22 protein-coding genes are annotated in these 21,511 nt (G+C 69.5%); 6 read left to right on the top strand and 16 right to left on the bottom strand.

Annotated elements, in window-relative coordinates:
- Window positions 1–6 precede the first annotated feature (6 nt).
- Genes AC3WQR_RS10365 through AC3WQR_RS10350 form a run of 4 tightly spaced genes read right to left on the bottom strand, consistent with a single transcriptional unit; the run spans window position 7 to window position 2,709 of the window.
- Window positions 7–624, bottom strand: coding sequence for a pilus assembly PilX family protein (locus tag AC3WQR_RS10365; RefSeq protein ID WP_492741960.1), 618 nt, complete (start codon window positions 622–624; stop codon window positions 7–9).
- Entirely contained in the window at window positions 621–1,751 is a 1,131-nt protein-coding gene (locus tag AC3WQR_RS10360) for a PilW family protein (RefSeq protein ID WP_492741958.1), read from the bottom strand. Before AC3WQR_RS10360 ends, AC3WQR_RS10365 begins: the two co-directional genes overlap by 4 nt.
- Entirely contained in the window at window positions 1,748–2,308 is a 561-nt protein-coding gene (gene pilV, locus AC3WQR_RS10355) for a type IV pilus modification protein PilV (protein WP_354343249.1), read from the bottom strand. Before pilV ends, AC3WQR_RS10360 begins: the two co-directional genes overlap by 4 nt.
- Window positions 2,302–2,709, bottom strand: a complete 408-nt coding sequence (locus AC3WQR_RS10350; protein ID WP_354343251.1) for a type IV pilin protein — start codon at window positions 2,707–2,709, stop codon at window positions 2,302–2,304. Before AC3WQR_RS10350 ends, pilV begins: the two co-directional genes overlap by 7 nt.
- A gap of 230 nt (window positions 2,710–2,939) precedes the next feature.
- Here AC3WQR_RS10350 and AC3WQR_RS10345 point away from each other — a divergent pair, with 230 nt between their 5' ends.
- Together AC3WQR_RS10345 and AC3WQR_RS10340 are read left to right on the top strand one after the other, a co-directional pair.
- Complete coding sequence (locus AC3WQR_RS10345; protein ID WP_095744137.1) at window positions 2,940–5,012, top strand: carbon starvation CstA family protein; 2,073 nt, start codon at window positions 2,940–2,942, stop codon at window positions 5,010–5,012.
- Window positions 5,013–5,029: 17 nt separating this feature from the next.
- Window positions 5,030–5,236, top strand: coding sequence for a YbdD/YjiX family protein (locus AC3WQR_RS10340; protein ID WP_062472123.1), 207 nt, complete (start codon window positions 5,030–5,032; stop codon window positions 5,234–5,236).
- Window positions 5,237–5,288: 52 nt separating this feature from the next.
- Here AC3WQR_RS10340 and AC3WQR_RS10335 read toward each other — a convergent pair whose 3' ends face one another.
- Complete coding sequence (locus AC3WQR_RS10335) at window positions 5,289–6,173, bottom strand: LysR substrate-binding domain-containing protein (protein ID WP_492741957.1); 885 nt, start codon at window positions 6,171–6,173, stop codon at window positions 5,289–5,291.
- A gap of 70 nt (window positions 6,174–6,243) precedes the next feature.
- Here AC3WQR_RS10335 and AC3WQR_RS10330 point away from each other — a divergent pair, with 70 nt between their 5' ends.
- From AC3WQR_RS10330 to AC3WQR_RS10320, 3 genes are all read left to right on the top strand, one after another.
- Window positions 6,244–7,296, top strand: coding sequence for a YeiH family protein (locus tag AC3WQR_RS10330; protein WP_487850365.1), 1,053 nt, complete (start codon window positions 6,244–6,246; stop codon window positions 7,294–7,296).
- 115 nt (window positions 7,297–7,411) lie between these two features.
- Entirely contained in the window at window positions 7,412–7,831 is a 420-nt protein-coding gene (locus AC3WQR_RS10325; protein ID WP_492741956.1) for a sel1 repeat family protein, read from the top strand.
- 82 nt (window positions 7,832–7,913) lie between these two features.
- Window positions 7,914–8,378, top strand: coding sequence for a hypothetical protein (locus AC3WQR_RS10320; RefSeq protein ID WP_492741955.1), 465 nt, complete (start codon window positions 7,914–7,916; stop codon window positions 8,376–8,378).
- 20 nt (window positions 8,379–8,398) lie between these two features.
- Here the strand turns inward: AC3WQR_RS10320 and AC3WQR_RS10315 are convergent, their stop codons facing one another.
- From AC3WQR_RS10315 to AC3WQR_RS10305, 3 genes are read right to left on the bottom strand one after another with little or no spacing between them, the layout of a single operon-like run.
- Window positions 8,399–9,229 carry an urease accessory protein UreD gene (locus tag AC3WQR_RS10315; RefSeq protein ID WP_492741954.1) on the bottom strand — a complete coding sequence of 277 codons (831 nt, stop codon included), beginning with the start codon at window positions 9,227–9,229 and terminating at the stop codon, window positions 8,399–8,401.
- Window positions 9,230–9,251: 22 nt separating this feature from the next.
- Window positions 9,252–9,779, bottom strand: coding sequence for a nucleoside deaminase (locus AC3WQR_RS10310; protein WP_492741953.1), 528 nt, complete (start codon window positions 9,777–9,779; stop codon window positions 9,252–9,254).
- Window positions 9,776–10,804: an ABC transporter substrate-binding protein gene (locus AC3WQR_RS10305; protein ID WP_492741952.1), complete on the bottom strand. Its 1,029-nt coding sequence runs from the start codon at window positions 10,802–10,804 to the stop codon at window positions 9,776–9,778. Before AC3WQR_RS10305 ends, AC3WQR_RS10310 begins: the two co-directional genes overlap by 4 nt.
- 350 nt (window positions 10,805–11,154) lie before the next feature.
- Here AC3WQR_RS10305 and AC3WQR_RS10300 point away from each other — a divergent pair, with 350 nt between their 5' ends.
- Window positions 11,155–12,228, top strand: a complete 1,074-nt coding sequence (locus AC3WQR_RS10300; RefSeq protein WP_492741951.1) for an aromatic ring-hydroxylating dioxygenase subunit alpha — start codon at window positions 11,155–11,157, stop codon at window positions 12,226–12,228.
- A 52-nt stretch (window positions 12,229–12,280) separates the two neighbouring features.
- Here the strand turns inward: AC3WQR_RS10300 and AC3WQR_RS10295 are convergent, their stop codons facing one another.
- The 8 genes from AC3WQR_RS10295 to AC3WQR_RS10260 form a co-directional block, all read right to left on the bottom strand.
- Window positions 12,281–13,780, bottom strand: coding sequence for a carotenoid oxygenase family protein (locus AC3WQR_RS10295; protein WP_492741950.1), 1,500 nt, complete (start codon window positions 13,778–13,780; stop codon window positions 12,281–12,283).
- A 12-nt stretch (window positions 13,781–13,792) separates the two neighbouring features.
- Window positions 13,793–14,230, bottom strand: coding sequence for a DUF2141 domain-containing protein (locus tag AC3WQR_RS10290; RefSeq protein ID WP_492741948.1), 438 nt, complete (start codon window positions 14,228–14,230; stop codon window positions 13,793–13,795).
- Between the two features lie 145 nt (window positions 14,231–14,375).
- Window positions 14,376–15,485, bottom strand: coding sequence for an AI-2E family transporter (locus tag AC3WQR_RS10285; protein WP_492741947.1), 1,110 nt, complete (start codon window positions 15,483–15,485; stop codon window positions 14,376–14,378).
- Window positions 15,486–15,646: 161 nt separating this feature from the next.
- On the bottom strand, window positions 15,647–16,354 hold the full coding sequence (locus tag AC3WQR_RS10280) for a GntR family transcriptional regulator (RefSeq protein ID WP_062472095.1): 708 nt from the start codon (window positions 16,352–16,354) through the stop codon (window positions 15,647–15,649).
- A 5-nt stretch (window positions 16,355–16,359) separates the two neighbouring features.
- Complete coding sequence (locus AC3WQR_RS10275; RefSeq protein ID WP_062472092.1) at window positions 16,360–17,691, bottom strand: C4-dicarboxylate transporter DctA; 1,332 nt, start codon at window positions 17,689–17,691, stop codon at window positions 16,360–16,362.
- Window positions 17,692–17,863: 172 nt separating this feature from the next.
- Complete coding sequence (locus AC3WQR_RS10270) at window positions 17,864–19,075, bottom strand: dihydrolipoamide acetyltransferase family protein (protein WP_492741946.1); 1,212 nt, start codon at window positions 19,073–19,075, stop codon at window positions 17,864–17,866.
- Window positions 19,076–20,089 carry an alpha-ketoacid dehydrogenase subunit beta gene (locus AC3WQR_RS10265; protein WP_062472230.1) on the bottom strand — a complete coding sequence of 338 codons (1,014 nt, stop codon included), beginning with the start codon at window positions 20,087–20,089 and terminating at the stop codon, window positions 19,076–19,078. It lies immediately after the preceding gene.
- Between the two features lie 5 nt (window positions 20,090–20,094).
- Window positions 20,095–21,336, bottom strand: coding sequence for a 3-methyl-2-oxobutanoate dehydrogenase (2-methylpropanoyl-transferring) subunit alpha (locus AC3WQR_RS10260; RefSeq protein WP_492741945.1), 1,242 nt, complete (start codon window positions 21,334–21,336; stop codon window positions 20,095–20,097).
- Window positions 21,337–21,511 lie beyond the last annotated feature (175 nt).

Raw genomic sequence — 21,511 nt, 5'->3', positions numbered from 1 at the left:
CGTGGTTCAAGAGGCGGCTGGCGCGGGTTCGGCTGGCGCGACCGGCGGCGGCGCGCACAGCGCTTCGAACTGCGCCTTGTTGAGCAGCGCCCGCACGCCCTGGCGCACGGAGGTGGTGGTGCCGGTGGCGCCGGGGGTGGCGTCGGTCACGGTGGTGCTGATGTCCCACACGGCGTTGTACTGGTCGGGCAGGGCCGCGAGCCCCGAGCCGCTGCTGGAGGCGCCGCCCGTGATGCCGCCCGGGCCCGTGCTGCCGCCGCCGCTGCTGTCGACGGCCTTGGTGGCGCGCACGCACACGGGCGGGGCGACGGTGACCGTGTAGTCGTTCAAGCCGTCGTTGTTGATGTCGACCATGCTCACGGTGCCCTGCGGCGGCGCGAGCGACGGGGTGCCGTCGCTGCCGGGCACCAGCAGGCTGGCCGCGACCTCCTCGATCGCGCGGTTGGCGGCGGCCACGGCTTCGTTGCGGGTCTGCAGGTTGCCCACGGCCTTGAGGTTGGCGCCGCTGAGGTTGAAGGCGGCGGTGACCACGAGCGTGATCAGCAGCAACATGATCATCCCGATGATCAGCGCGGCGCCGCGCTGGGTCTGGGTGGAGCGGCCGGCGCGCACGCGTGGCTTCATGGCGTTTCCCTCCGGCCGGTGACGTTGGTCAGGCGCACGGTGGTCGCGAACGCGTGCCGCTTGTAGTGGTCGTTGAACGGCGCGAGCGTCGCAGCGCCCATCTGGTACCTGCGCGTGTCGGTGTGGCCCGGCGAGATGGTGGTGGCGCGCGCGAGCACATACAGCTTCACGGCCACCGCGTTGACCAGCTGGTCGGCGGTGCAGGTCGCGCCGCAGTGCACGAAGGCGCCGTCGGGGCTGCCGTCGCCGCGGTTGGACGGGGTGGACTTGTTCGCCGGGTCGGCCCAGGCGATGGCCTGGGCGTAGTTGACGGCGGCGCCGGTCTTGCTCAGCGTGTCCAGGCCGAGCTCGACGCGAAAGCCCTCGACGCCTTCGATCAGCGCCGTGGGCGGCTGCTGCGCGAGCGTGCCGCCCACCAGGTCGAAGCGCGAGCGTGCCAGCGTGGGAATTCCGTCGTTTTCGGCCTCGGCGTAGTCGCGCACGTAGTAGATGTCGGCCACCAGCTTGCGCTTGGGCGAGGCGCTGGTGCAGTCCTTGAGGAACATCTGGTCGAAGGCGCCGGTCGAGAGGTCGAACGACGAGGGCTTTTGCGTGCCGCACAGCGACGACTGGAAGTACATCGCGCCGGCCACGTCGGCGTCGCAATGCGTCGTGCCGGGCAGGCAGGTTTCGGCATGGCGCACCACGAGGATGTCGGTGCCGGTCTTGTGGTGCGTCAGCAGGTCGGTGCAGGTGGCCGGCACGCTGCTGTAGACCTGCACGGGCAGGTCGAGCAGCTGGCGCTTGTAGTCCTCGGTCCAGTTCGCCGCCGAGTAGGCCAGGCACGGGTCGGGCACATTGCCGGTGGGCACGTGCGTGGGTGCGGCGCTGACCGTGAGGTCGTCGAACTCGGGCATGTAGTTTTCCCAGAAGCCCGCGTGCGAGATCTCGTTCTCGAGCACGAAGATGCTCAGGCGCCCGGTTTCGATCTGGCGGTTGACGCGTTCCATCTCGCGCTGGGAGCCGCTCACGTTGAGGAACAGCGTGAGCAGCGCGGCCATCACGATGAGCATGATGGTGATGGCCACCATCAACTCGATCAGCGTCAGCCCGCGCTGGGCGCGGCGTGCGGTGGGGCGCGGGTTCATGAGAGCGATCCGATGCGCACGAGCGTGGTCACGGTGCGGCGGCACAGGTCGTTGATGCACTTGGAGCCGGTGCCGCCGTCGTAGAGGTCCTTGCCGCAGGCCACGCCGGCCGGCGGCGCCGAGATCGGCCCCAGGCCCTGCCAGGCGACCGTCACGAGGTACTCGTTGTTGCCCATGTCTTCCACGCAGCCGCGCCCGCCGATGACGGTGCCCAACTTGTCGTTGCCCGAGAACTCGGCGGCGCCCTGCAGCGCGTTGCACCACTCCTTGGCGTCGATCTGCTGGCGCGTGCCGGTGCCGGTGGGGCAGGCATCGGTGCCACCCAGCGGTGCGCTGGTGGCGTAGCTGGCCGCCACGCGGCGGTTGATGGCGATGCGGTTGGCCATGTCGTTGAGCAGGATCAGCGCCTGCGAGCGCTGGTACGACTCCATCTCGGACGCCTGCAGCCGGGCCTGCAGCCCCACGAGGCCGAACAGGCCGAAGGCCAGCACGAGCAGGGTGACCAGCACCTCGATCAGCGTGGCGCCGCGCTGGCGCCGCAGGGCGGGGCTCACCATTTGTTGGGCGGCGTCTTCACGCCTTCGCTGGTGAGCCCGAGGTTGCCGTCGCCCACCTGGCTGCCGATCGGCGTGAAGGTGATCGTGAAGGCGGGCGGGAGGCCGGCTTCCTGCAGCGTGACCTCGTAGCTGTAGTTGCTGCTGACTTCGGCGGGCAGGCTGTAGCCGCTGGCGGTCAGCGCCGTCGTGTTCGCGTAGCTGCGGTTGGCAATGAGGAACTGCTGCTGCCGGTTGGCGATGTCCATCATCTGCGCCTGGGCCGCCGAGCGCTTTGATCGCACGATGTACTGCCGGTAGCTGGGCAGGGCAATCGACGCCAGGATGGCCACGATGACCACCGTGATCATGACCTCGATCAATGTGAAGCCGCCGCTTGTGCGCGCCTGCGAATGCTGGGTCATCGTGGACTCGTCAGAGATGTTTCACATTGTTAGTGAATGTGAATTTATCACATCTAATGTGAGCGCAACGGATTTGCGGCGCTTCCCGCGGCGGTCCGGCGGAGGCGATCCGGGTGTGGATAGGGGTTATCCATTAGGCAATTCCACCCGCCCAGCCCGCGCAGTTCGACGGATGCGGCCCGGCGGCGGGCGGGGAACACTCGCCCGGTTCATATCGAGGAGACATCCGCATGCCCAACATTCGCCGCCATCTGGTGTGGCTGGCCGTGGCCGTGCTCGGCGCTTTTGCGCTGGGCACCGTCGCCCTGAGCCGGGGAGAGAGCATCAACGCCCTGTGGGTCGTGACCGCCGCGCTCTGCACCTACCTGATCGCCTACCGCTACTACAGCCTGTTCATCGCCGACAAGGTGCTGGGGCTGGACGCCAACCGCAAGACGCCCGCGCACCGCCACAACGACGGCCTGGACTACGTGCCGACCGACAAGAACGTGCTGTTCGGCCACCACTTCGCGGCCATTGCGGGCGCCGGCCCGCTGGTGGGCCCGGTGCTCGCCGCGCAGATGGGCTACCTGCCCGGCTTGCTGTGGGTGCTGGCGGGCGTGGTGTTCGCGGGGGCGGTGCAGGACTTCATCATCCTGTTCATCTCCACGCGCCGCGACGGCCGCTCGCTGGGCGACCTGGTCAAGCAGGAGATGGGCGTGGTGCCCGGCATGATCGCGCTGTTCGGCACCTTCATGATCATGATCATCATCCTGGCGGTGCTGGCCCTGATCGTGGTGAAGGCGCTGGCCGAATCGCCGTGGGGCAGCTTCACGGTGGCCGCGACGATTCCGGTGGCGCTGTTCATGGGCGTGTACCTGCGCTACATCCGCCCGGGCCGTATCGGCGAGGTGTCGGTGATCGGCTTCGTGCTGCTCATGGCGGCCATCTTCGGCGGCCAGTGGGTCAGCCAGCACCCGGTGTGGGGCCCGGCCTTCACCTTCGACGGCAAGGCGCTCACCTGGATGCTCGTGGGCTACGGCTTCGTGGCCGCCAGCCTGCCGGTGTGGCTGCTGCTGGCGCCGCGCGACTACCTGTCGACCTTCCTGAAGATCGGCACGATCATCGCGCTGGCCATCGGCATCGTGGTCGTGATGCCCACGCTGCAGATGCCCGCCATCACGCAGTTCGCGCAGGGCAACGGCCCGGTGTGGTCGGGCAGCCTGTTCCCGTTCCTGTTCATCACCATCGCCTGCGGCGCCGTCTCGGGCTTCCACGCGCTGATCTCTTCGGGCACCACGCCCAAGATGCTCGACAACGAACGCCACGCGCGCTTCATCGGCTACGGCGGCATGCTGGCCGAGTCGTTCGTCGCCGTGATGGCGCTGGTGGCGGCCTCGTGCATCGAGCCGGGCATCTACTTCGCGATGAACAGCCCGGGCGCGCTGGTCGGCACCACGGTGCAACAGGCCGCCGCAACGATCTCCGGCTGGGGCTTCGTGGTCACGCCCGAGATGCTGCTGCAGACGGCCAAGGACGTGGGCGAGACCACCATCCTCGGGCGCACCGGCGGCGCGCCGACGCTGGCCGTGGGCATGGCCCATATCCTTCACCAGGTGATCGGCGGGCAGGCCATGATGGCCTTCTGGTACCACTTCGCGATCCTGTTCGAGGCGCTCTTCATCCTCACGGCGGTGGACGCCGGCACGCGCGCCGGCCGCTTCATGCTGCAGGACCTGCTGGGCAGCTTCGTGCCTGCGCTCAAGCGCACCGACTCGTTGCCGGCCAACCTGATCGCCACCGCGCTGTGCGTGGCGGCCTGGGGCTACTTCCTGTACCAGGGCGTGGTCGATCCGCTGGGCGGCATCAACACGCTGTGGCCGCTGTTCGGCATCTCCAACCAGATGCTGGCCGCGGTGGCGCTGATGCTGGGCGTGGTCGTGCTGTTCCGCATGAAGCGCGAGCGCTACGCCTGGGTGGCGGCGGCGCCGGCCGTGTGGCTGCTGGCCTGCACGCTGACCGCGGGCTGGCAGAAGATCTTCTCGAGCGATCCGAAGATCGGCTTCCTGTCGCACGCGGCCAAGTACGCCGACGGCCTGGCCAACGGCGTGCTGATCGCGCCGGCCAAGACGCCCGAAGCCATGTCGCGCATCGTCTTCAACGACCGGCTCGACGCGGCGCTGTGCGCGCTGTTCATCTTCGTGGTGCTGAGCGTGCTGGTCTACAGCATCAAGGCCTGCCTGGCGGCCCGCGCGGCCAACCGGCCGACCACGCAGGAGACGCCGTTCGAGGCGATGGGCGCGGCCTCGTCCGCCGCCCACTGAACGGACGCAAGAAAGCCATGGGCCTCGCCATGCCGGAAGCCGGGCGCTACATCGCCCGCTCGATCAAGCAGTCGCTGCGGCTCATGGTCGGGCTGCCCGACTACGACGTCTACCTGACGCACATGGCAGCCACCCACCCGGACCGGGCGCCGATGAGCTACGAGGAATTCTTCCGCGAACGGCTCGAGGCGCGCTACGGCGCGGGCAAGGGGCGCTGCTGCTGACGGGTAGCGGTTGAAGGAAAAAAGGGCGCACACGGTGCGCCCTTTTTTATTGTCACGAGGCGTCGAGGATCTGCGCCATCCGCAGCGCCGCCGGCGAGAGCGGCCGGTTCTTCAGCGCCAGCCGGTACAGCGGCCGCGACAGCACCGCGCCCGGCAGCTTCAGCTCGCGCAGCGTGCCCAGCGCGAGCATGTCGGCCACCACCACGCGCGGCAGCATCGAGATGCCGACCCCGCTGGCCACGGTGCGCGCAATGGCTTCGTTGCTCGCCATTTCCATCCACGGCGGCGCGTCGATGCCGTGCGCCGCGCACAGCGCCTCGGTGGCCTGGCGCGTGCCCGAGCCGGGCTCGCGCAGGATCCAGTTCTGCCGGTCCAGCAGTGCGGCCGTCACGCCGCGCCGGGGCAGGGCGGCATCGGGCGGCGCCACGATGACGAGCGGGTCGGTGGTCCATTCGCGCACCTCCACGCGCTCTTCGTCCACGCGGCCCTCGACCAGCGCGAGGTCGATGCGGCATTCGAGCAGCTGCTCGCACACCCACTGCGTGTTGCCGACCGTGACGCGCGGCACCACCGCCGGATAAGCCGCGCAGAAGGCCGCGATCTGCGGCGGCAGCCAGTAGCTCGCCACCGTGGTGCTGGCGCCCAGCGTGAGGCTGCCGCGCTGCACGCCGACGCGCGCACGCACGTCGTCCAGCGCCGCGCGCTCCATCGCGAAGATGCCGCGCGCATGCGTGAGCAGCGACGCGCCCGCCTCGGTGAGCCGCAAGCCCTTGCCCGCGCCGCGCTCGATGAGCGTCAGGTCGAGCTGGTGCTCCAGCTCGCGGATGCCCTTGGACACCGCCGGCTGGCTGATCCACAGGCCCTCGGCCGCGCGCGAGAAGCTGCCCGCCTCGGCCACGGCGACGAACAGGCGCACCAGGTGCAGGTTCAGGGTCATAACTTAACTTCATGCATCGGTGAAGTTTATGTCTTTGTCTCATGGGGTGTCGATTCCTAAGCTCGGGTCCATGTCCTCCCTTGCCGCCTCCTTGCCCGGTTTCTCCTTCGTTCGCCGCTGCGGCCCCGGCGTGTTGCTGTCTGCACTGCTGGCGGCCGCCGCCGCGCTGCTGGCCGAGTGGCCGCCGATGGTGCACCTGGGCCTGAGCGCGCTCACGCTGGCCATCGCGCTGGGCATGGTGGCGGGCAACACGGTGTTCCCCGCGGTGTCGCAGCGCACCGGCGCGGGCGTGGACTTTGCGCGCAGCGCCTTGCTGCGCGCGGGCATCGTGCTCTACGGCTTTCGCATCTCGCTGAGCGACATCGGCGCCGTCGGCTGGCCCGGCGTGCTGATCGCGATGGCGATGGTGGCGCTGACCTTCGGCCTTGCGGTGCGCATCGGCACGCGCTGGCTGGGGCTCGACCGCGAGACCGCCGCGCTGATCGGCGCGGGCAGCGCCATCTGCGGCGCCGCCGCCGTGATGGCGACCCAGCCCGTGGTGCGCGGCGAAGAGCACAAGGTGTCGATCGCCGTCGCCACGGTGGTGGTGTTCGGCACGCTGTCGATGGTGGCGTACCCACTGGTCTATCCGTACCTCGGGCTCACGGAACATGCCTTCGGTCTCTTCGCGGGTTCCACCATCCACGAGGTGGCGCAGGTGGTCGCGGTCGGCGAGGCCGTCAGCCCGGGCGCGGCCAACGCGGCCGTGGTCGAGAAGATGCTGCGCGTGATGATGCTGGCGCCGTTCCTCATGGGCCTGTCGTTCCGCGTGGCGGCCTCGACGCCGGGCGCGGCGAGCCTGGGCGCGTGCTGGCGCCAGGTGCGCGTGCCATGGTTCGCCGTGCTGTTCATTGCCGTGAGCGCCGTGCATTCGCTCGACGTGCTGCCGCATGCACTCGTCGCCGCGCTGGTGCAGCTCGACACGCTGCTGCTCGCCACCGCCATGGCCGCGATGGGCCTGCGCACCAGCGCCGCGAGCCTGCGCAAGGCGGGGGCGCAACCGCTCAAGCTGGGGGCGCTGCTGTTCGTGTTTTTGACTGCCGGCGGCTATGCGGTGAACGCGGCGGTGCTGGCGATGTTCTGAACGAATTTCGCGCAGGGCTCAGGCGGCGCCTGAGGCGTCCTGCGTGAATTCCAGTTTCTCCTGCGCGCGCCTTCGCGGGACCATCGGTGCCACGCAACCCGTGGAGAAATAACCGATGTCATCCGAACTCAACCAGATCGCCAGTTGGTCGCTGCGCTGGCGCATCTTTCTGTCAGGCGCGCTGTGCCTGGTCGCCGCCATCGCTGCAGCGAAGCCTTTCGACGTGAACACCGACCTGCAGACCGAGCAGCGCTACCAGCTCGCCCTCGAAGCGCAGGCCGCACGCGACTACCGCACGATGCTCGAGCAACTGCGCCAGGCCGCCACCGAAGGCCATCCCGAGGCGCAGGAGATGCTGGGCATGGTGCTGTTGACGGGGCCCACGCTGTACGGATCGGCCGTGAAGGCCGACCGCTGCGAAGCGCGCACGTGGATGCTGCGCGCCGCCGGGCAAGGCAGTGAAACGGCCAGGGTGCAGCTGGCGTTTCTCAACAGGCTGCGCAGCGCGCCGTCCGGAAAGATCGCCTGCGGTTGATGGCGGGTGCGGTGCGGCCATACTCGGCGCTCCTTCACGAGCGCGCCGTTGCATGCCCACTCCTTCTTCTGCGAACCGACGCATGCGCACCGTGTCCTGGATGCTGTCCGCGCTCGCGCTTGCCGGGTGCACGGCAACAGGCAACAAGCCCGACGCGACCGTCACCCGGACCGCCGACGGCTACGAGGTCACGCTCTACGCCACCCGGGGCCTGATGGTGCATGACCCTGTGTCGCTGATCTTCCACCGCAGCTACGAACTCGAATCCCGCATCCGGGTGCCGTCGATCGAAGGGCGCATCGACGCAGCCAACGCCTCGGTGTACGAGGTGAGCGAATTCGACAAGGCGGCGCAGAAGAAGGCGCCTTCCACGCACCCTGTCGACCTCCGACTGCGGGAGCACTACGAGAAGGAGCGCAGGCCGCGCCTCACGGGCGCGCTCGTTTTCTCGGGCAAGACGCTGACGGTCGACGTGCAGGCGGTGGGGCAGAACGGTTCGTCCCCGTATCCGTTCAACGGCACCTACCGCCTGAAGACACGAAAGTAGCGGCGATTGCCGCCTGCTCCTCAGGTCGCCCAGATGCGCGGCGTGGCCGCCGGCAGTTGCCACAGCTCGCTGCGCCACGCCTGCCAGACCTGTCGCAGCAGCTGCATCGCAGGCTCGACCACCGGCGCGAGCACACGCAGCACCACCACTTCCGCATGCGGGCTGGTCGCGCCCGCGCTCTCGTGCAGTTCGTGCGCTTCGAGCAGCCCGCGCGCCTGCGCCAGCAGGGCTTCGCGCCGTGCCTTGGCCATCGGCGAGCCGGCCACGACGAACAGCGAGGCGAGGCAGCGGTGGCCGCCCAGGCCCAGCGGGCTTTGCAGCAGGCGGTGATCACTCGCATCGATGCGCCCGCGTTCCAGCCACACGCCGGGCGCCTCGATGTGCTGCAGGTAGGTGCCGCGTTCGAAGGGCTGGTTGGCGTTGGGCAGGCCGAGTGCGCACACGTCCCAGCCGATCATCTCGGCACCCGGTGCGACCTCGAGCGTGAGCCGGTTCTCGGCCTCGCAGCCGCTGTAGCAGATGGCTTCGAGCGGCAGCCATTCGAGCCGCGCGCCCGGTGCGAGCCGGATGCGCGTGCGCTGCAGTGCGGTCTCGCCTTCGGAGCGGTAGAAGCGCGAAGCGCCGGGCGTGGTGATCAGGCCGTGGCTGCCGTCGGCGGCCTCGATGTCGATGTCGAGCGTGTCGCCGCCCACGAGGCCGCCGGGCGGATGCACCAGCACGTTGTGGCACACCGCATCGCCCTCGGGGTAGAGGCTCTGCAGGATGCGCAGCGGGCCGTCGTGGCGGAAACGGGCGACGCTGCGGTCGGCTTCTTTTTGGTAGGCGAGGTGGAGACGGGCGTGCCAGGGCATGCGGGGAGTCTAGTGCGCCGGCTCAGGTCTTCCAGGCGCCGTCGTGCGCGGCCGCAGCTTCATCGATGAGCGCAGGCCCGATGCACTTGATCGGATGCGGCGAGGCGCGGAACACGTCGCGGCACGACAACTCCGCGTCGCGCTGGTCCTGCCGCTCGCCGCGGAACACGCGCAGCCGCTGCGCGTCGATGCCGAAGACCACGCGGCCGATGTTCGACCAGAAGATCGCGCCCGCGCACATCACGCAGGGTTCGCCCGAGGCATAGAGCGTGGCGCCCGCCAGTTCTTCGCGCGTGAGGCCGCGACCGGCCAGCGCGCGCAGCGCGTTCACCTCGGCGTGCGCGGTGCAGTCGCCGGTTTCGGCGTTGCTGTTCGCGGCCTCGGCCAGCACCTCGCCGGCGGCCGAGACGATGACCGAGCCGAAGGGCCGGTTGCCGCGCCGGCGCGCGGCATGCGACCACACGATGGCCTTGCGCAGGTAGCGGCCGTCGCGCTCGTCGAGCGTGGTTTCTTCGGGGAGGGTGGGGATGGCGTTGTCAGGAAGGTTCATGCCTTGGGTGCGGGAAGAAGGCGCTCGCTGCGCGCAGGCAGCATCGCGCCGTTGAAGAGGGCGTCGGCCGAGGGCCGCGTCTTCAGGCCGAAGGTGTCGGCCACCTCGTCGACCTGCTGTTCGAGCGTGAGCTTGCGGATGTCGCCCAGCCCGTGGCCGCGCGTGTCCGCCGCGCCCACGTACTGCGCCGTGAGGCCCCAGCGTTCGAGTTCGACCTTCTCGTCCAGGATCGGTTCGCGCTGGCGCATGGCCGCGATGCTCGGCACGGGGTTGGCAAAGGTCTCGACGATGGCGCGGTTGGTCGCGCGCAAGAAAGCCGCCACCACCTTCGGGTTCTGCGCGATGAGGTTGCTGCTCGCCAGGATCGCGTTGCCGTACAGGTTGACGCCCGCGTCCGCGTACTTGAGCACCGAGAGCTCGTCGGCCTTCATGCGCGCGAAGAGCGAGACGGCCGAGTCGTGGAAGTAGGTGGCGGCATCGACGTCGCCGCGCACCATCACGTTGTCGCGCGCGCTGAAGTCGGTGGTCTGCCACTGGAAGGCGTCGCCGCGCATGCCCTGTTTGCGCGCCACCATCGGCCAGGCGCGGCGCGTGGACTCGACGGCGGCGGCCGCCACCTTCTTGCCGGTGAGGCTCTTGAAGTCGGTCGTCACGCCGCGGTCCTTGCGCCCGATGATCACGAACGGTGCACGGTTGTAGTACTGGTACACGGCCTGCACCACCGGCGTGCCCGGGTTCTGTGCGTTGAACTCGACCAGCGAGCTGATGTCGCCCAGGCCCAGCTGGTACACGCCGCTGGCGATGCGGGTGATCGACGCGACCGAGCCGGCGCCGGTGTCGATCGTCACGTCCAGCCCCTCGTCGCGGTAGTAGCCTTTGGCCTGCGCCAGGAAGAAGGGCGCGGTCTGGCCGTTGATGCGGAAGTCGAGCGTGAACTTCAGCGGTGTGAGCTTGCCGCCCTGCGCGAACACGGCAGGGGCGGCGAGGGTGGCGGCAGCGGCGGCAAGGAAGGATCGGCGTTGCATGGTGGGGCCTCGGAGTCGGTGGTCTTGACGGATGCCTCCCACCGCGGGCGGGAGGCGCCTCAAGAGCAATTTTCGGGCGGGCGCACGGGGTTGGTGCGTGCGCTGCTGAACGCTTCTACTCTTGCTCGCTGTCTTGCATGAGGCATGCCAGGGTGCGGCGCTCGGGCATGGCGGCAAGGGGCTTGGACGCGCGACAAGGGCGCGCCACAATCCGGGCGCGCTAATTGCAAGTCGATCGGCGCAGAGTAGAAGCGTTCAGCCTCGCGCATGCCTTTCATCGGGCATGCCGACGAAGCAGGAAATTGCTCTTTCACGTTCGTCCCTACACGCAACAACGAAGGAGTTCGCCCATGCTCGTCACCCGACAACCCGTCTTCCGCAAGTTCTGGCATGCCGTCATGCCGCTCACCGAACTGGCCCACGGCCCCAAGCCCTTCCGGCTGCTGGGCGAAGACATCGTTCTGTTCCTCGACGCCGACGGCCAGCCGGCCGCGCTGCGCGACCGCTGCTGCCACCGCACCGCGAAGCTTTCGAAGGGCTGGTGCGTGGACGGCGAAGGCAAGGCCTGCGGGCAGGGCGCGATCCAGTGCGGCTACCACGGCTGGACCTACGACCGCAGCGGCCAGGTGGTGCGCATTCCGCAGTACGAGCCCGACCGCAAGATTTCGCCCGAGTACAAGACCACGGCCTACCACTGCACCGCGCGCTACGGCTACGCCTGGGTGGCGCTGGAGGAGCCCATTGCCGACATCCCGGCCATTCCCGAGTTCGACGACCCGGGCTACCGCACCATCTTCCAGTTCTACGAGGAGTGGCAGACCAGCCCGATGCGTGCGCTCGAAAATTCCTTCGACAACTCGCACTTCAGCTTCGTGCACCGTGCCACCTTCGGCGTGGCCGCGAGCCCGAAGCCGAGCAAGTACGAGCTGGTGGAAAACGAGTCGGGCTTCCATGCCGAGACGGTGATCGAAGCGACCAACCCGGCGAAGTTCCACGCGATCAGCGGCGTGACCGACGCGATCACCACGCGCCACATGCGCAACGCCTACTTCCTGCCGTTTTCGCGCCGCCTCGACATCGAGTACCCGAGCGGCATCCGCCACATCATCATCAACTGCTTCACGCCCATCGACGACGGGCGCATGCAGCTGTGCCAATGGCTGTTCCGCAACGACACCGAGGCCGATTGCGCGGCGCAGATGCTGATCGACTTCGACGAGGAGATCACGCGCGAGGACAAGGACATCCTCGAGTCGACCGACCCCGACGCGCTGGTCGACACGCGCCGGCGCGGCGTGGAGTACTCGATGGAGTCCGACCGCCCGGGCATGCTGATCCGCAAGCACCTGATGCAGCTGCTGGCCAGGCACGGCGAGGCGGAGGTGCACTGGGGCATGACGATCCCGATCGCAAAGGCCGCCTGAACGCGTGACCGCTGCAGGCCCCGCGTGCGCGTGGCCCGCAGCGGTCGGGGGTTCAGGCCTTCACGAAGGCGCCGTGCAACCCCAGCGGCAGCGCGTAAGGCAGCGTCGCCTGCGCCACCGGCCCGGCGGCCAGGTGGTCGGCGGCGAAGCACGACAGCACCGTGCGCTGCCGGCCGAAGTCCAGCGCCGTGCCCAGCACCCAGCCCGGCTTGGCGCCGTCGGGCACGAAGACGTGCTCTTCCACGATGGCCTGCGCGCCGTAGCTGAAGCGTTGGCTGCGTCCGCTCTCGATGTCGGTACGCGCGACGGCGCCGAAGCCGGGCACGTCGGCGCGCGTCTGCGTGGCGTGCACCACCTGGCGGTGGCGCAGGCCGACGCGGCGCGGGTCGATGCGCGGGAACTCGGCCTCCAACGGCAGTTCGCGCTGCGTGGCCTTGCCAGTGCCCAGGTCGAGCGTGGCGACGGTCAGGCGCGGCTCGTTGCGGCGCACACGGCGTGCGCGCATCACCTCGCGGTTGCTGGTGAACACCGACTCGGCGTTCTGCGTGCGCACGTAGTCGATGTGGATGCGCGCACCGCGCGGCGTGTCTTCTTCCCACGCATTGCCGACGTGGAACAGGAAGCCGGCCGGCAGCTCCAGCAGCTGGCGCTTGTCCCAGTCCTGCTTGTCGACCACCAGCGCGCGCATGCCGAGCTCGGGCCGCCAGACGTGGGCGTCGAGAAAGCTCGCGCCGGCCTCCTTGCGCTTGCTGTCGTACACCAGTGGCGGCATGAGGAACACGAGGTGCCGCGCGGTCACGGCGAAGTCGTGGACCATCGGCAGCTCGGGCACCGGCACCACGGCCGCGCGGCGCAGCGCGCCGCCGGGTGCGATCTCGTACAGCGCCAGCAGGCTCTGGCCCGAGCTCACGCCGAAGTTCCACACCGTGCCGTCCGGGTCGACCTTGGGGTGGGCCGAGAAGGGCATGCCCGCGAGGTCGGCGCGCCAGGTCTTCACGCCCAGCGTGTCGAGCGTGCGCGCATCGATGCGCGTGGCCGAGCCGCCTTCCCACAGCGCCAGCACCTCGCCCTGCATCGGCAGCACGCTGGTGTTGGCGACGTTGATGGCGTCGGCCGAGGTGGGCGGCTCCACGCCCGGCGGCATGGTGCCGAAGGCTTCGGTGAGGTGGCGGCCGGCCTTCACCTCGGCCAGGCGCTTGGGCGTGGCGACGTAGCGGCCCTGGTGGCGCACGTCGGCGCCTTCGATGACGAAGCGATGCACCATGCCGTCGCCGTCGAACCAGTGGTGGTAGCGCTCGCCGCCCAGGTCGTGGCCGGCCGGTCCGATGCGAAACAGCGTGCCGGCGACGGCGTCGGGAAAGCGCCCGCGCACGGTGGCGCGGGTCAGGGGCAGGTCGCCGGGGGGCGTGGCGAAGCCGATCTTCCAGGGCGCGTCGGCGGCTTCGAACTGGGCTTGCCAGTCGTCGGTGGTGCCGGCGGCACGCGCCAGCGGGGCGAGCAGGGGCAGGGCGCCGGCTGTGGCCAGCAGGCGCAGGAGTTCGCGTCGTTCCATGGCCGTGTCTCCTCAGCGCAGGTGGATGACGGCTTGGGCGTCGGCGTCGATGCGCAGCGCCGCGGCCTCGAAGTCGGGCGCGCCGCGGTTGCCCTTGGCGTCGTTCGAGAAGCCGTAGCGTTCGATCGGCATGCCCACCAGGTTGGTGTCGAGCTTGCCGTTGCCGTTCTCGTCGGCGAACACGCGCAGCGCGTAGCGGCCCGGCGCCAGGTCGGTGAAGACGAAGCGAGCCTTGCCTTCGCGCATCGGCGCGGTCTGCGAAGCGAGGGCCTTGCTCTCGGCGTAGCTGGCGGCGTCGTTGTACAGCGCGACGTAGAGCGTGGCGCCGGCGGCCGGGCCGTCGGCGATGCGCAGGTTCAGGTCGGCGGCCAGGGCGCCGAGCGGGGCGAGCGCGGCAGCGGCGAGCAGGCCGCGCGCGGCGGGGCGGGAGAGGAAAGCGGGAAGGTGCATGGCAGGCCTCGTGGTGGGTGGAGGGCCCGACGATCCCGCAGTCGCTGGGCGGTGCCCAGCGTCATGCGACGGAATGCGCGAATGCGTGCGCGAAATGCGCGCAGAGGGAGCGAACGCCGCGGCCCGGGAAGGGCCGCGACCGGTGTCAGGCCTTGTCCTGCCCGTCCTTCGGGGCCTGCGCGGCCTCTTCGACCGCGTGCCCCGTGCCCACATGGCCCGAGTCCGCAAAGAGGCTCCAGGCCGCCATGAACAGCGCCGCGATCACCGGCCCGATCACGAAGCCGTTGATGCCGAAGATCGCCATGCCGCCGATGGTGGACATCAGCACGATGTAGTCGGGCATCTGCGTGTCCTTGCCCACCAGCACGGGGCGCAGGATGTTGTCGACCAGGCCGATCACGAACACGCCGATGAAGATCAGCACGCCGCCCTGCCAGAAGTGCCCGGTGGCCAGGTAGTAGATGGCCACGGGGCCCCAGATCAGCGCCGCGCCCACGGCCGGCAGCAGCGACAGGAAGGCCATCAGCACCGCCCACAGCAGCGCGCCCTGCACGCCCAGGAACCAGAAGGCCAGCCCGCCGATGGTGCCCTGCGCGATGGCCACGGCCACGTTGCCCTTCACGGTGGCGCGGATCACGGTGGTGAACTTGTTCAGCAGGTAGTGCGTGTGCGGCTTGGCCAGCGGCAGCGCGTCGCGCATGGTCTTGGACAGCGACGTGCCGTCGCGCACCAGGAAGTACAGCAGGTACAGCATCACGAAGAAGCTCACCACGAAGTCGAAGGTGTTCTGCCCGATGGCCAGCGCCTGGCTGGCGATGAGCTGGCTGGCCTGGCCCGCGATGGCCGAGACGCGCGCCTGCCAGGCCGCCATGTCGCCCAGGTTGAAGCGCTCCACGATGTTCAGCAGCCATTGCGGCGTGGCGTTCAGGATCTGCTGGAAGTAGGCCGCGAAGTTGATCTGGCCCGAGCGGATGCTCTGCGTGATCAGCGCGATCTCCTGCACCAGCGACACGCCCACCATCGCCAGCGGCAGGATCACGATAAAGAGGCAGATCGCCAATGTGGACAGCGCGGCCACGTTGCGCCGGCCGGGCATCTTCTTGAGCAGCCACTTGAAGAGCGGCGTGAACAGAATCGCCAGCGCCACCCCCCAGAGCACCGCGCCGAAGAACGGCATCAGCACCCACAGAAAGGCGACGGTGACGGCGGCAAGCAGGGCGAGGAAGACGCCGCGCTGGAGTTGGGGAGAGTTCATAAGTGTCTCGGACTGTAGCCGAGCCGGAACCCGCCGCTGTGTCAGTCGGCGCGCCCTTGTGCGGCGCAACAGGGTTGCCCAAGAAAAACGCCGCAGGCGCAGGGCCGGCGGCGGGTGTCAGCTATGCAATCGATAGCTGATGGCGGCACAAATGCACAGCTTCAACGCCTGGCGGCACGCGGCAGCGCCACCGGCGCGAGCGTGGCGCGCAGCCGGCTCGGCGCGTCGGGCTCGGCGGTGGCGTCGACTTCCAGCGCCCGTTCGACATTGCCGATGTGGTCGAGCATGAGCTGGCGCGCCTGCTCGATGTTGCCGGCCTCGAGCGCCGCGACGATGGCGCCGTGCTCCGCGCACGACTGTCCGGCCTCGTGCTTCGATTGGTAGAGCGTGGCGGCCAGCGTGGTGCGCGCCGTGAGGTCGCGCAGCACGTCGACCAATAACTGGTGGCCCATCTGCTCGGCCAGGCAGACATGGAAGTCGGCCAGCAGGAAGGCGCGCGTGGCGGCGTCGGCGCCTTCGATGGCGCGCTGCTCGTCGGCGATGTGATCGCGCAGCTTGCGGATCACCTGGCCCAGCGGCCGGCCTTCGCTGGCGGCCAGGATGCCGGCCTCGACGATGCGGCGTGCCGAGAAGGCGTCGCGCGCTTCTTCGGCCGAGGGCTCCACCACGTACCAGCCGCGGCGCGACTGCACCTCGACGAAACCGCGCGCCTGCAGCTGCATCAGCGCCTCGCGCACCATGGTGCGGCTGACCGAGAAGTTCTCGGCCAGCGCCTGCTCGCCGAGCCGGTCGCCGGGCGCGAGCTTCTGCGCGAGGATGGCCTCGACGACGCGTTCGGCGATGGCGGTGGGGCTGACGTCGGCGGGCATTTTTTTCAGTGAGCGGTGGAAGCGGCGGTGCCGGTGTTTACCACGGGCGCCTCGGCCAGCGGCTCGTCGTCGGGCGAATAGGTGCCGTCGAGCACGGCATGGGCACGTTCGCGGTCGATGTCGCCTTCCCACGCGGCGATCGCCACGGTGGCCACGCAGTTGCCGATCAGGTTGCCCAGCGCGCGGGCGATGCCCATGAACCAGTCGACCGACAGCACCAGCACCAGGCCGATGGCGGGAATCGCCGGAATCGCATGCAGCGTGGCGGCCAGCACCACGATGGCCGAGCCCGGCACGCCGTGCGCGCCCTTGGAGGTGACCAGCGCGATCGCCAGGATGGTCAGCAGGTCGGCCATCGAGATCGGCGTGTTGGTGGCCTGTGCAATGAACACGGCCGCCAGCGTGATGTAGATCGAGAACGCGTCCAGGTTGAACGAGTAGCCCGTGGGAATCACCAGGCCCACCGTCGAATCGCGGATGCCCATGCGGCGCAGCTTGGCCATGATCTGCGGCAGCACGCTGTCCGACGAGGTGGTGGCGAACACGATGGCCAGCTCTTCGCGCAGGTAGCGCAGCAGCTTCCAGAGGCTGAAGCCCGACATGCGCATCACCAGCCCCAGCACCACGAACACGAAGACCAGCACCGCGCCGTAGAAGAGGGCGACCAGCATGCCCAGCTGCTTGAGCGAGCCGATGCCGTACTTGCCGACCGTGAAGGCGATGGCGCCCAGCACGCCCAGCGGCGCCAGCTTGATGATGATGCCCATGATCTTGAACAGCACCAGCGAGAGCGCATCGACCACCGCCGCCACCGGCGCACCGCGATCGCCCAGCAGGGAGAGCGCGCAGCCGAACAGCACCGCGAACAGCAGCACCTGCAGCACGTCGCCCGTGGCGAAGGCGGCCACCACCGTGGTGGGAATGAGCTTCATCAGGAACTCGACCGTGCCGCCGCTCGTGAGCTTGTCGGCGTTGGAGGCGTAGGCGCTCATGGCGCTGGCGTCCAGCGCCTTGGGGTCGACGTTCATGCCCACGCCCGGCTCGAACACGAAGGCCAGCACCAGGCCCATCGCCAGCGCGATGGTGGTCAGCACCTCGAAGTAGATCAGCGCCTTCACGCCGACCCGGCCCACGCGCTTGAGGTCGCCCGCGCCGGCGATGCCATGCACCACCACGCAGAACACCAGCACGGGAATGATCATCTTGATCAGCTTGATGAAGCCGTCACCCAGCGGCTTGAGCTTGGCGGCGAACTCGGGCGCAAAGAGGCCGACGAGCACGCCGATCACCAGTGCGATGACCACCTGTCCGAAGAGCGATTTGGCAAAGCGAGGCATGGGAATCTCCTGTCGTTGTCGTGTCGAGGTTTTGCATGCAAGGATCGCTTTTTCTTGCATACAAGAACTGTAGGCAAGAAGATTGCAGGGGGTTCAGAGGGTATTCCCGGGGCGTTCCGGTCGACGGGGTACCCCCGCCGCGCGCCCGGGCGGTGAGGTCTGTGCGGGGCAGCTACTCGACAAAAAGCAGCGCCGGGCATTCGAGCGACGCCCGCACGGCCTGCACGAATTCGGCCGCCAGCTGGCCGTCGACCACGCGGTGGTCGAAGGAGGAGGACAGGTTCATCATGCGGCGCGCGACCACCGCGCTACCCAGCATCACCGGGCGCTGCACGATGCGGTTGACGCCGACGATCGCCACCTCGGGCGCGTTGATGATCGGCGTGGAGGCGATGCCGCCCAGCGCGCCCAAGCTGGTGACGGTGAGGGTCGAGCCGCTCAGCTCGTCGCGCGTGGCCCGGCCCGCGCGCGCGGCGTCGGCCAGGCGGGCGATCTCGGTCGCGCTCGACCAGAGGTCGCGCGCTTCCGCGTGGCGCAGCACCGGCACCATGAGGCCGGCCGCCGTCTGGGTGGCGATGCCGACGTGCACCGCGCCGTGGCGCGTGAGCACGCCCGCCTCGTCGTCGAAGCGGGCGTTGATCTGCGGGAAGCGCGGCACCGCCAGCACCACCGCGCGCACCAGCAGCGGCAGCAGCGTCAGGTGCGCCCGCTCGCCGCCCCAGCGTTCGTTGATGCGGGCGCGCAGCAGCTCCAGCTCGGTCACGTCGACCTCCTCGACGTAGGTGAAGTGCGGAATGCGGCGCATCGCGTCCTGCATGCGCTGCGCGATGCGGCGGCGCACGCCGGTCACGGGCACGGCCTCCTCGTCGTGGCGCTCGGCGTAGCGCGCCGCATCCGGTGCCGGCGGACCGGGCCGGCGCAGCAGCCAGGCGTCGAGGTCCTCGTGCAGGATGCGGCCGTCCGCGCTGCTGCCCGGCACCTGCCGCAGATCGATGCCGAGGACCGCCGCCCGGTGGCGCACCGCGGGTGAGGCCAGCGGCTTGTCGCCCGAGGGGCGCGCGCGTTCGGCCGGTGCCGGTGCAGGCACCGCTGCAGGCGCTGCCGCCGATACGACCGGCGCCTTCTCCCGCGCCTCCCCGCCGTCCGCCACATCGATCCGGATCAACTCCGCGCCCACCGCGATCTGCTGCCCCACCTCGCCGCCGAGCGCGACCACCCGGCCCGCGACCGGCGAGGGAATCTCGACGGTGGCCTTGTCGGTCATCACGTCGGCCAGCACCTGGTCTTCGGCCACCGTGTCGCCGGGCTGCACGCGCCACGCCACCAGTTCCACCTCGGCGATGCCTTCGCCCAGGTCCGGCACCTTGATCGTGAGCGTGCCCATTCAGTTCTCCATGGCGCGGCGCAAGGCCGCGCCGACGCGCGCCGGACCGGGGAAGTAGGCCCACTCCTGCGCGTGCGGATAGGGCGTGTCCCAGCCGGCCACGCGCCCGATCGGCGCTTCCAGGTGGTGGAAGCAATGCTCCTGCACCAGCGCCGTCAGCTCGGCGCCGAAGCCGCTGGTGCGCGTGGCCTCGTGCACGATCACGCAGCGGCCGGTCTTCTTCACCGAGGCGACCAGCGTCTGCAGGTCCAGCGGCCACAGGCTGCGCAGGTCGATGATCTCGGCGTCGATGCCGGTCTCGCGCGCGGCCGCTTCGCAGACGAAGACCATGGTGCCGTAGCTGATCACCGTCAGGTCGGCGCCGGGGCGGAACACCGTGGCCGATTCCAGCGGCACCGTGTAGTAGCCCTCGGGCACCTCGCCCAGCGGATGGGCCGACCAGGGCACCAGCGGCCGGTCGTGGTGGCCGTCGAAGGGGCCGTTGTACAGCCGCTTGGGCTCCAGGAAGATGACCGGGTCGTCGTTCTCGATCGAGGCGATCAGGAGGCCCTTGGCATCGCGCGGATTGGAGGGCATCACCGTGCGCAGCCCGCAGACGTGTGTGAACAGCGCCTCCGGGCTCTGGCTGTGGGTCTGGCCGCCGTAGATGCCGCCGCCGCAGGGCATGCGGATGGTGATCGGCGCGGTGAAATCGCCCGCCGAGCGGTAGCGCAGGCGCGCCGCCTCCGACACGATCTGGTCGTAGGCCGGATAGACGTAGTCGGCGAACTGCACCTCCACCACCGGACGCAGGCCGTACGCGCCCATGCCGATGGCCGAGCCGACGATGCCGCCCTCGTTGATCGGCGCATCGAACACGCGCGAGCGTCCGTACTTGGCCTGCAGGCCTTCGGTGCAGCGGAACACGCCGCCGAAGTAGCCCACGTCCTGGCCGTAGACGATCACGTTGTCGTCGCGCTCGAGCATCACGTCCATGGCGGAGCGCAGGGCCTGGATCATGGTCATCGAGGCCATGGCCGTCACCCCTCGGACGCCAGCTGTTCGCGCTGGCGCTTCAGGTGCTCGGGCATGTCCTTGTAGACGTCCTCGAACAGGGCAGCGTCGCCCGCGACATGGCCGTCGGCCATGGAGCCGAAGCGCTCGGCCTCCTTCACCGCGGCGTTCACCTGTGCCTGCATGTCGGCCTGCGTCTGCGCGTGCTCCTGTTGCGACCAGGCGCCGATCGCCGTCAGGTGCTGCGCCAGGCGCGCGATCGGATCGCCCAGCGGGAAATGCGCCCAGTCGTCGGCCGGGCGGTAGCGCGACGGGTCGTCCGAGGTCGAATGCGCGCCGGCGCGGTAGGTGACCCACTCGATCAGCGTCGGCCCCAGGTTGCTGCGGGCGCGCTGGGCCGCCCAGCGCGAGGCCGCCAGCACCGCGAGGAAGTCGTTGCCGTCGACGCGCAGCGACGCGATGCCGCAGCCCACGCCGCGCGCCGCGAAGGTGGTGGCCTCGCCGCCGGCGATGGCCTGGAAGGTCGAGATCGCCCACTGGTTGTTGACCACGTTCAGGATCACCGGCGCGCGGTAGACGTGCGCGAAGGTCAGCGCCGTGTGGAAGTCGGACTCGGCGGTGGCGCCGTCGCCGATCCAGCCCGAGGCGATGCGCGTGTCGCCCTTGATTGCCGAGGCCATGCCCCAGCCCACCGCCTGGATGAACTGCGTGGCCAGGTTGCCCGAGATCGAGAAGAAGCCGGCCCGCTTCATCGAATAGCACACCGGCAGCTGCCGCCCCTTGAGCGGGTCGCGCTCGTTGGACATCAGCTCGCAGGTCAGCTCCAGCAGCGTCACGTCGTCGCGCGCCAGCAGCAGCCCCTGCTGGCGGTAGGTGGGAAAGCACATGTCGCCCTGCTGCAGCACCAGCGCGTGGCCGGTGGCGATGGCCTCTTCGCCCAGGCACTGCATGTAGAAGGAAATCTTCTTCTGCCGCTGCGCGATCAGCATGCGGGCGTCGAAGGCGCGTGTCTTCATCATCGCGCGCAGGCCGCGGCGCAGCAGCTCGGGGTCGGCCGGCGGCGCCCACGGGCCGACGGCGCGGCCTTCGTCGTCGAGCACGCGCACCAGCGTGTAGGCCAGGTCGCTGGTGTCGGCCGGCGATGCGTCGACCGGGGGTTTTCGCACCTCGCCGGCACGCGACAGGTGCAGGTAGGAGAAATCGGTCTCGTGCCCCGGCCGCCCGGTGGGCTCCGGTACATGCAGACGAAGAGATGTGCCTTGGCTCATCGCGTTGTCTCCGCGCTCGATGGCATCGCGCGCCACCACAGCCTAGCGAATTTCGGGCGCGGGCGCAGCCGGTCAAGTGCGTGTTTCGCAGGCGCCCGGGGCGCAGGGGCGGGGAGGAGCGCGCGGCCCGCGCCGGCACCCGTGTCTTCCCCCTTGCCTTTCCTGGCGCGCCTCT

The sequence above is a fragment of the Variovorax sp. FW305-3-2-15-B-LB1 genome, assembly GCF_058787635.1.
Note: the sequence above shows the minus strand (reverse complement) of the source record. Positions and strands in the feature narration are given on the sequence as shown.

Bases quoted from the DNA above. Each gene is read 5' to 3' on its own strand.
- AC3WQR_RS10300 (WP_492741951.1), top strand. From the start codon at position 11,155: ATGCTCGTCACCCGACAACCCGTCTTCCGCAAGTTCTGGCATGCCGTC.
- AC3WQR_RS10285 (WP_492741947.1), bottom strand. From the start codon at position 15,485: ATGAACTCTCCCCAACTCCAGCGCGGCGTCTTCCTCGCCCTGCTTGCC.
- AC3WQR_RS10345 (WP_095744137.1), top strand. From the start codon at position 2,940: ATGCCCAACATTCGCCGCCATCTGGTGTGGCTGGCCGTGGCCGTGCTC.
- AC3WQR_RS10305 (WP_492741952.1), bottom strand. From the start codon at position 10,804: ATGCAACGCCGATCCTTCCTTGCCGCCGCTGCCGCCACCCTCGCCGCC.
- AC3WQR_RS10320 (WP_492741955.1), top strand. From the start codon at position 7,914: ATGCGCACCGTGTCCTGGATGCTGTCCGCGCTCGCGCTTGCCGGGTGC.
- AC3WQR_RS10295 (WP_492741950.1), bottom strand. From the start codon at position 13,780: ATGGAACGACGCGAACTCCTGCGCCTGCTGGCCACAGCCGGCGCCCTG.
- AC3WQR_RS10290 (WP_492741948.1), bottom strand. From the start codon at position 14,230: ATGCACCTTCCCGCTTTCCTCTCCCGCCCCGCCGCGCGCGGCCTGCTC.
- AC3WQR_RS10350 (WP_354343251.1), bottom strand. From the start codon at position 2,709: ATGACCCAGCATTCGCAGGCGCGCACAAGCGGCGGCTTCACATTGATC.
- AC3WQR_RS10325 (WP_492741956.1), top strand. From the start codon at position 7,412: ATGTCATCCGAACTCAACCAGATCGCCAGTTGGTCGCTGCGCTGGCGC.
- AC3WQR_RS10365 (WP_492741960.1), bottom strand. From the start codon at position 624: ATGAAGCCACGCGTGCGCGCCGGCCGCTCCACCCAGACCCAGCGCGGC.
- AC3WQR_RS10280 (WP_062472095.1), bottom strand. From the start codon at position 16,354: ATGCCCGCCGACGTCAGCCCCACCGCCATCGCCGAACGCGTCGTCGAG.
- AC3WQR_RS10340 (WP_062472123.1), top strand. From the start codon at position 5,030: ATGGGCCTCGCCATGCCGGAAGCCGGGCGCTACATCGCCCGCTCGATC.
- AC3WQR_RS10270 (WP_492741946.1), bottom strand. From the start codon at position 19,075: ATGGGCACGCTCACGATCAAGGTGCCGGACCTGGGCGAAGGCATCGCC.
- AC3WQR_RS10265 (WP_062472230.1), bottom strand. From the start codon at position 20,089: ATGGCCTCGATGACCATGATCCAGGCCCTGCGCTCCGCCATGGACGTG.
- AC3WQR_RS10330 (WP_487850365.1), top strand. From the start codon at position 6,244: ATGTCCTCCCTTGCCGCCTCCTTGCCCGGTTTCTCCTTCGTTCGCCGC.
- AC3WQR_RS10315 (WP_492741954.1), bottom strand. From the start codon at position 9,229: ATGCCCTGGCACGCCCGTCTCCACCTCGCCTACCAAAAAGAAGCCGAC.
- AC3WQR_RS10275 (WP_062472092.1), bottom strand. From the start codon at position 17,691: ATGCCTCGCTTTGCCAAATCGCTCTTCGGACAGGTGGTCATCGCACTG.
- AC3WQR_RS10335 (WP_492741957.1), bottom strand. From the start codon at position 6,173: ATGACCCTGAACCTGCACCTGGTGCGCCTGTTCGTCGCCGTGGCCGAG.
- pilV (WP_354343249.1), bottom strand. From the start codon at position 2,308: ATGGTGAGCCCCGCCCTGCGGCGCCAGCGCGGCGCCACGCTGATCGAG.
- AC3WQR_RS10260 (WP_492741945.1), bottom strand. From the start codon at position 21,336: ATGAGCCAAGGCACATCTCTTCGTCTGCATGTACCGGAGCCCACCGGG.
- AC3WQR_RS10360 (WP_492741958.1), bottom strand. From the start codon at position 1,751: ATGAACCCGCGCCCCACCGCACGCCGCGCCCAGCGCGGGCTGACGCTG.
- AC3WQR_RS10310 (WP_492741953.1), bottom strand. From the start codon at position 9,779: ATGAACCTTCCTGACAACGCCATCCCCACCCTCCCCGAAGAAACCACG.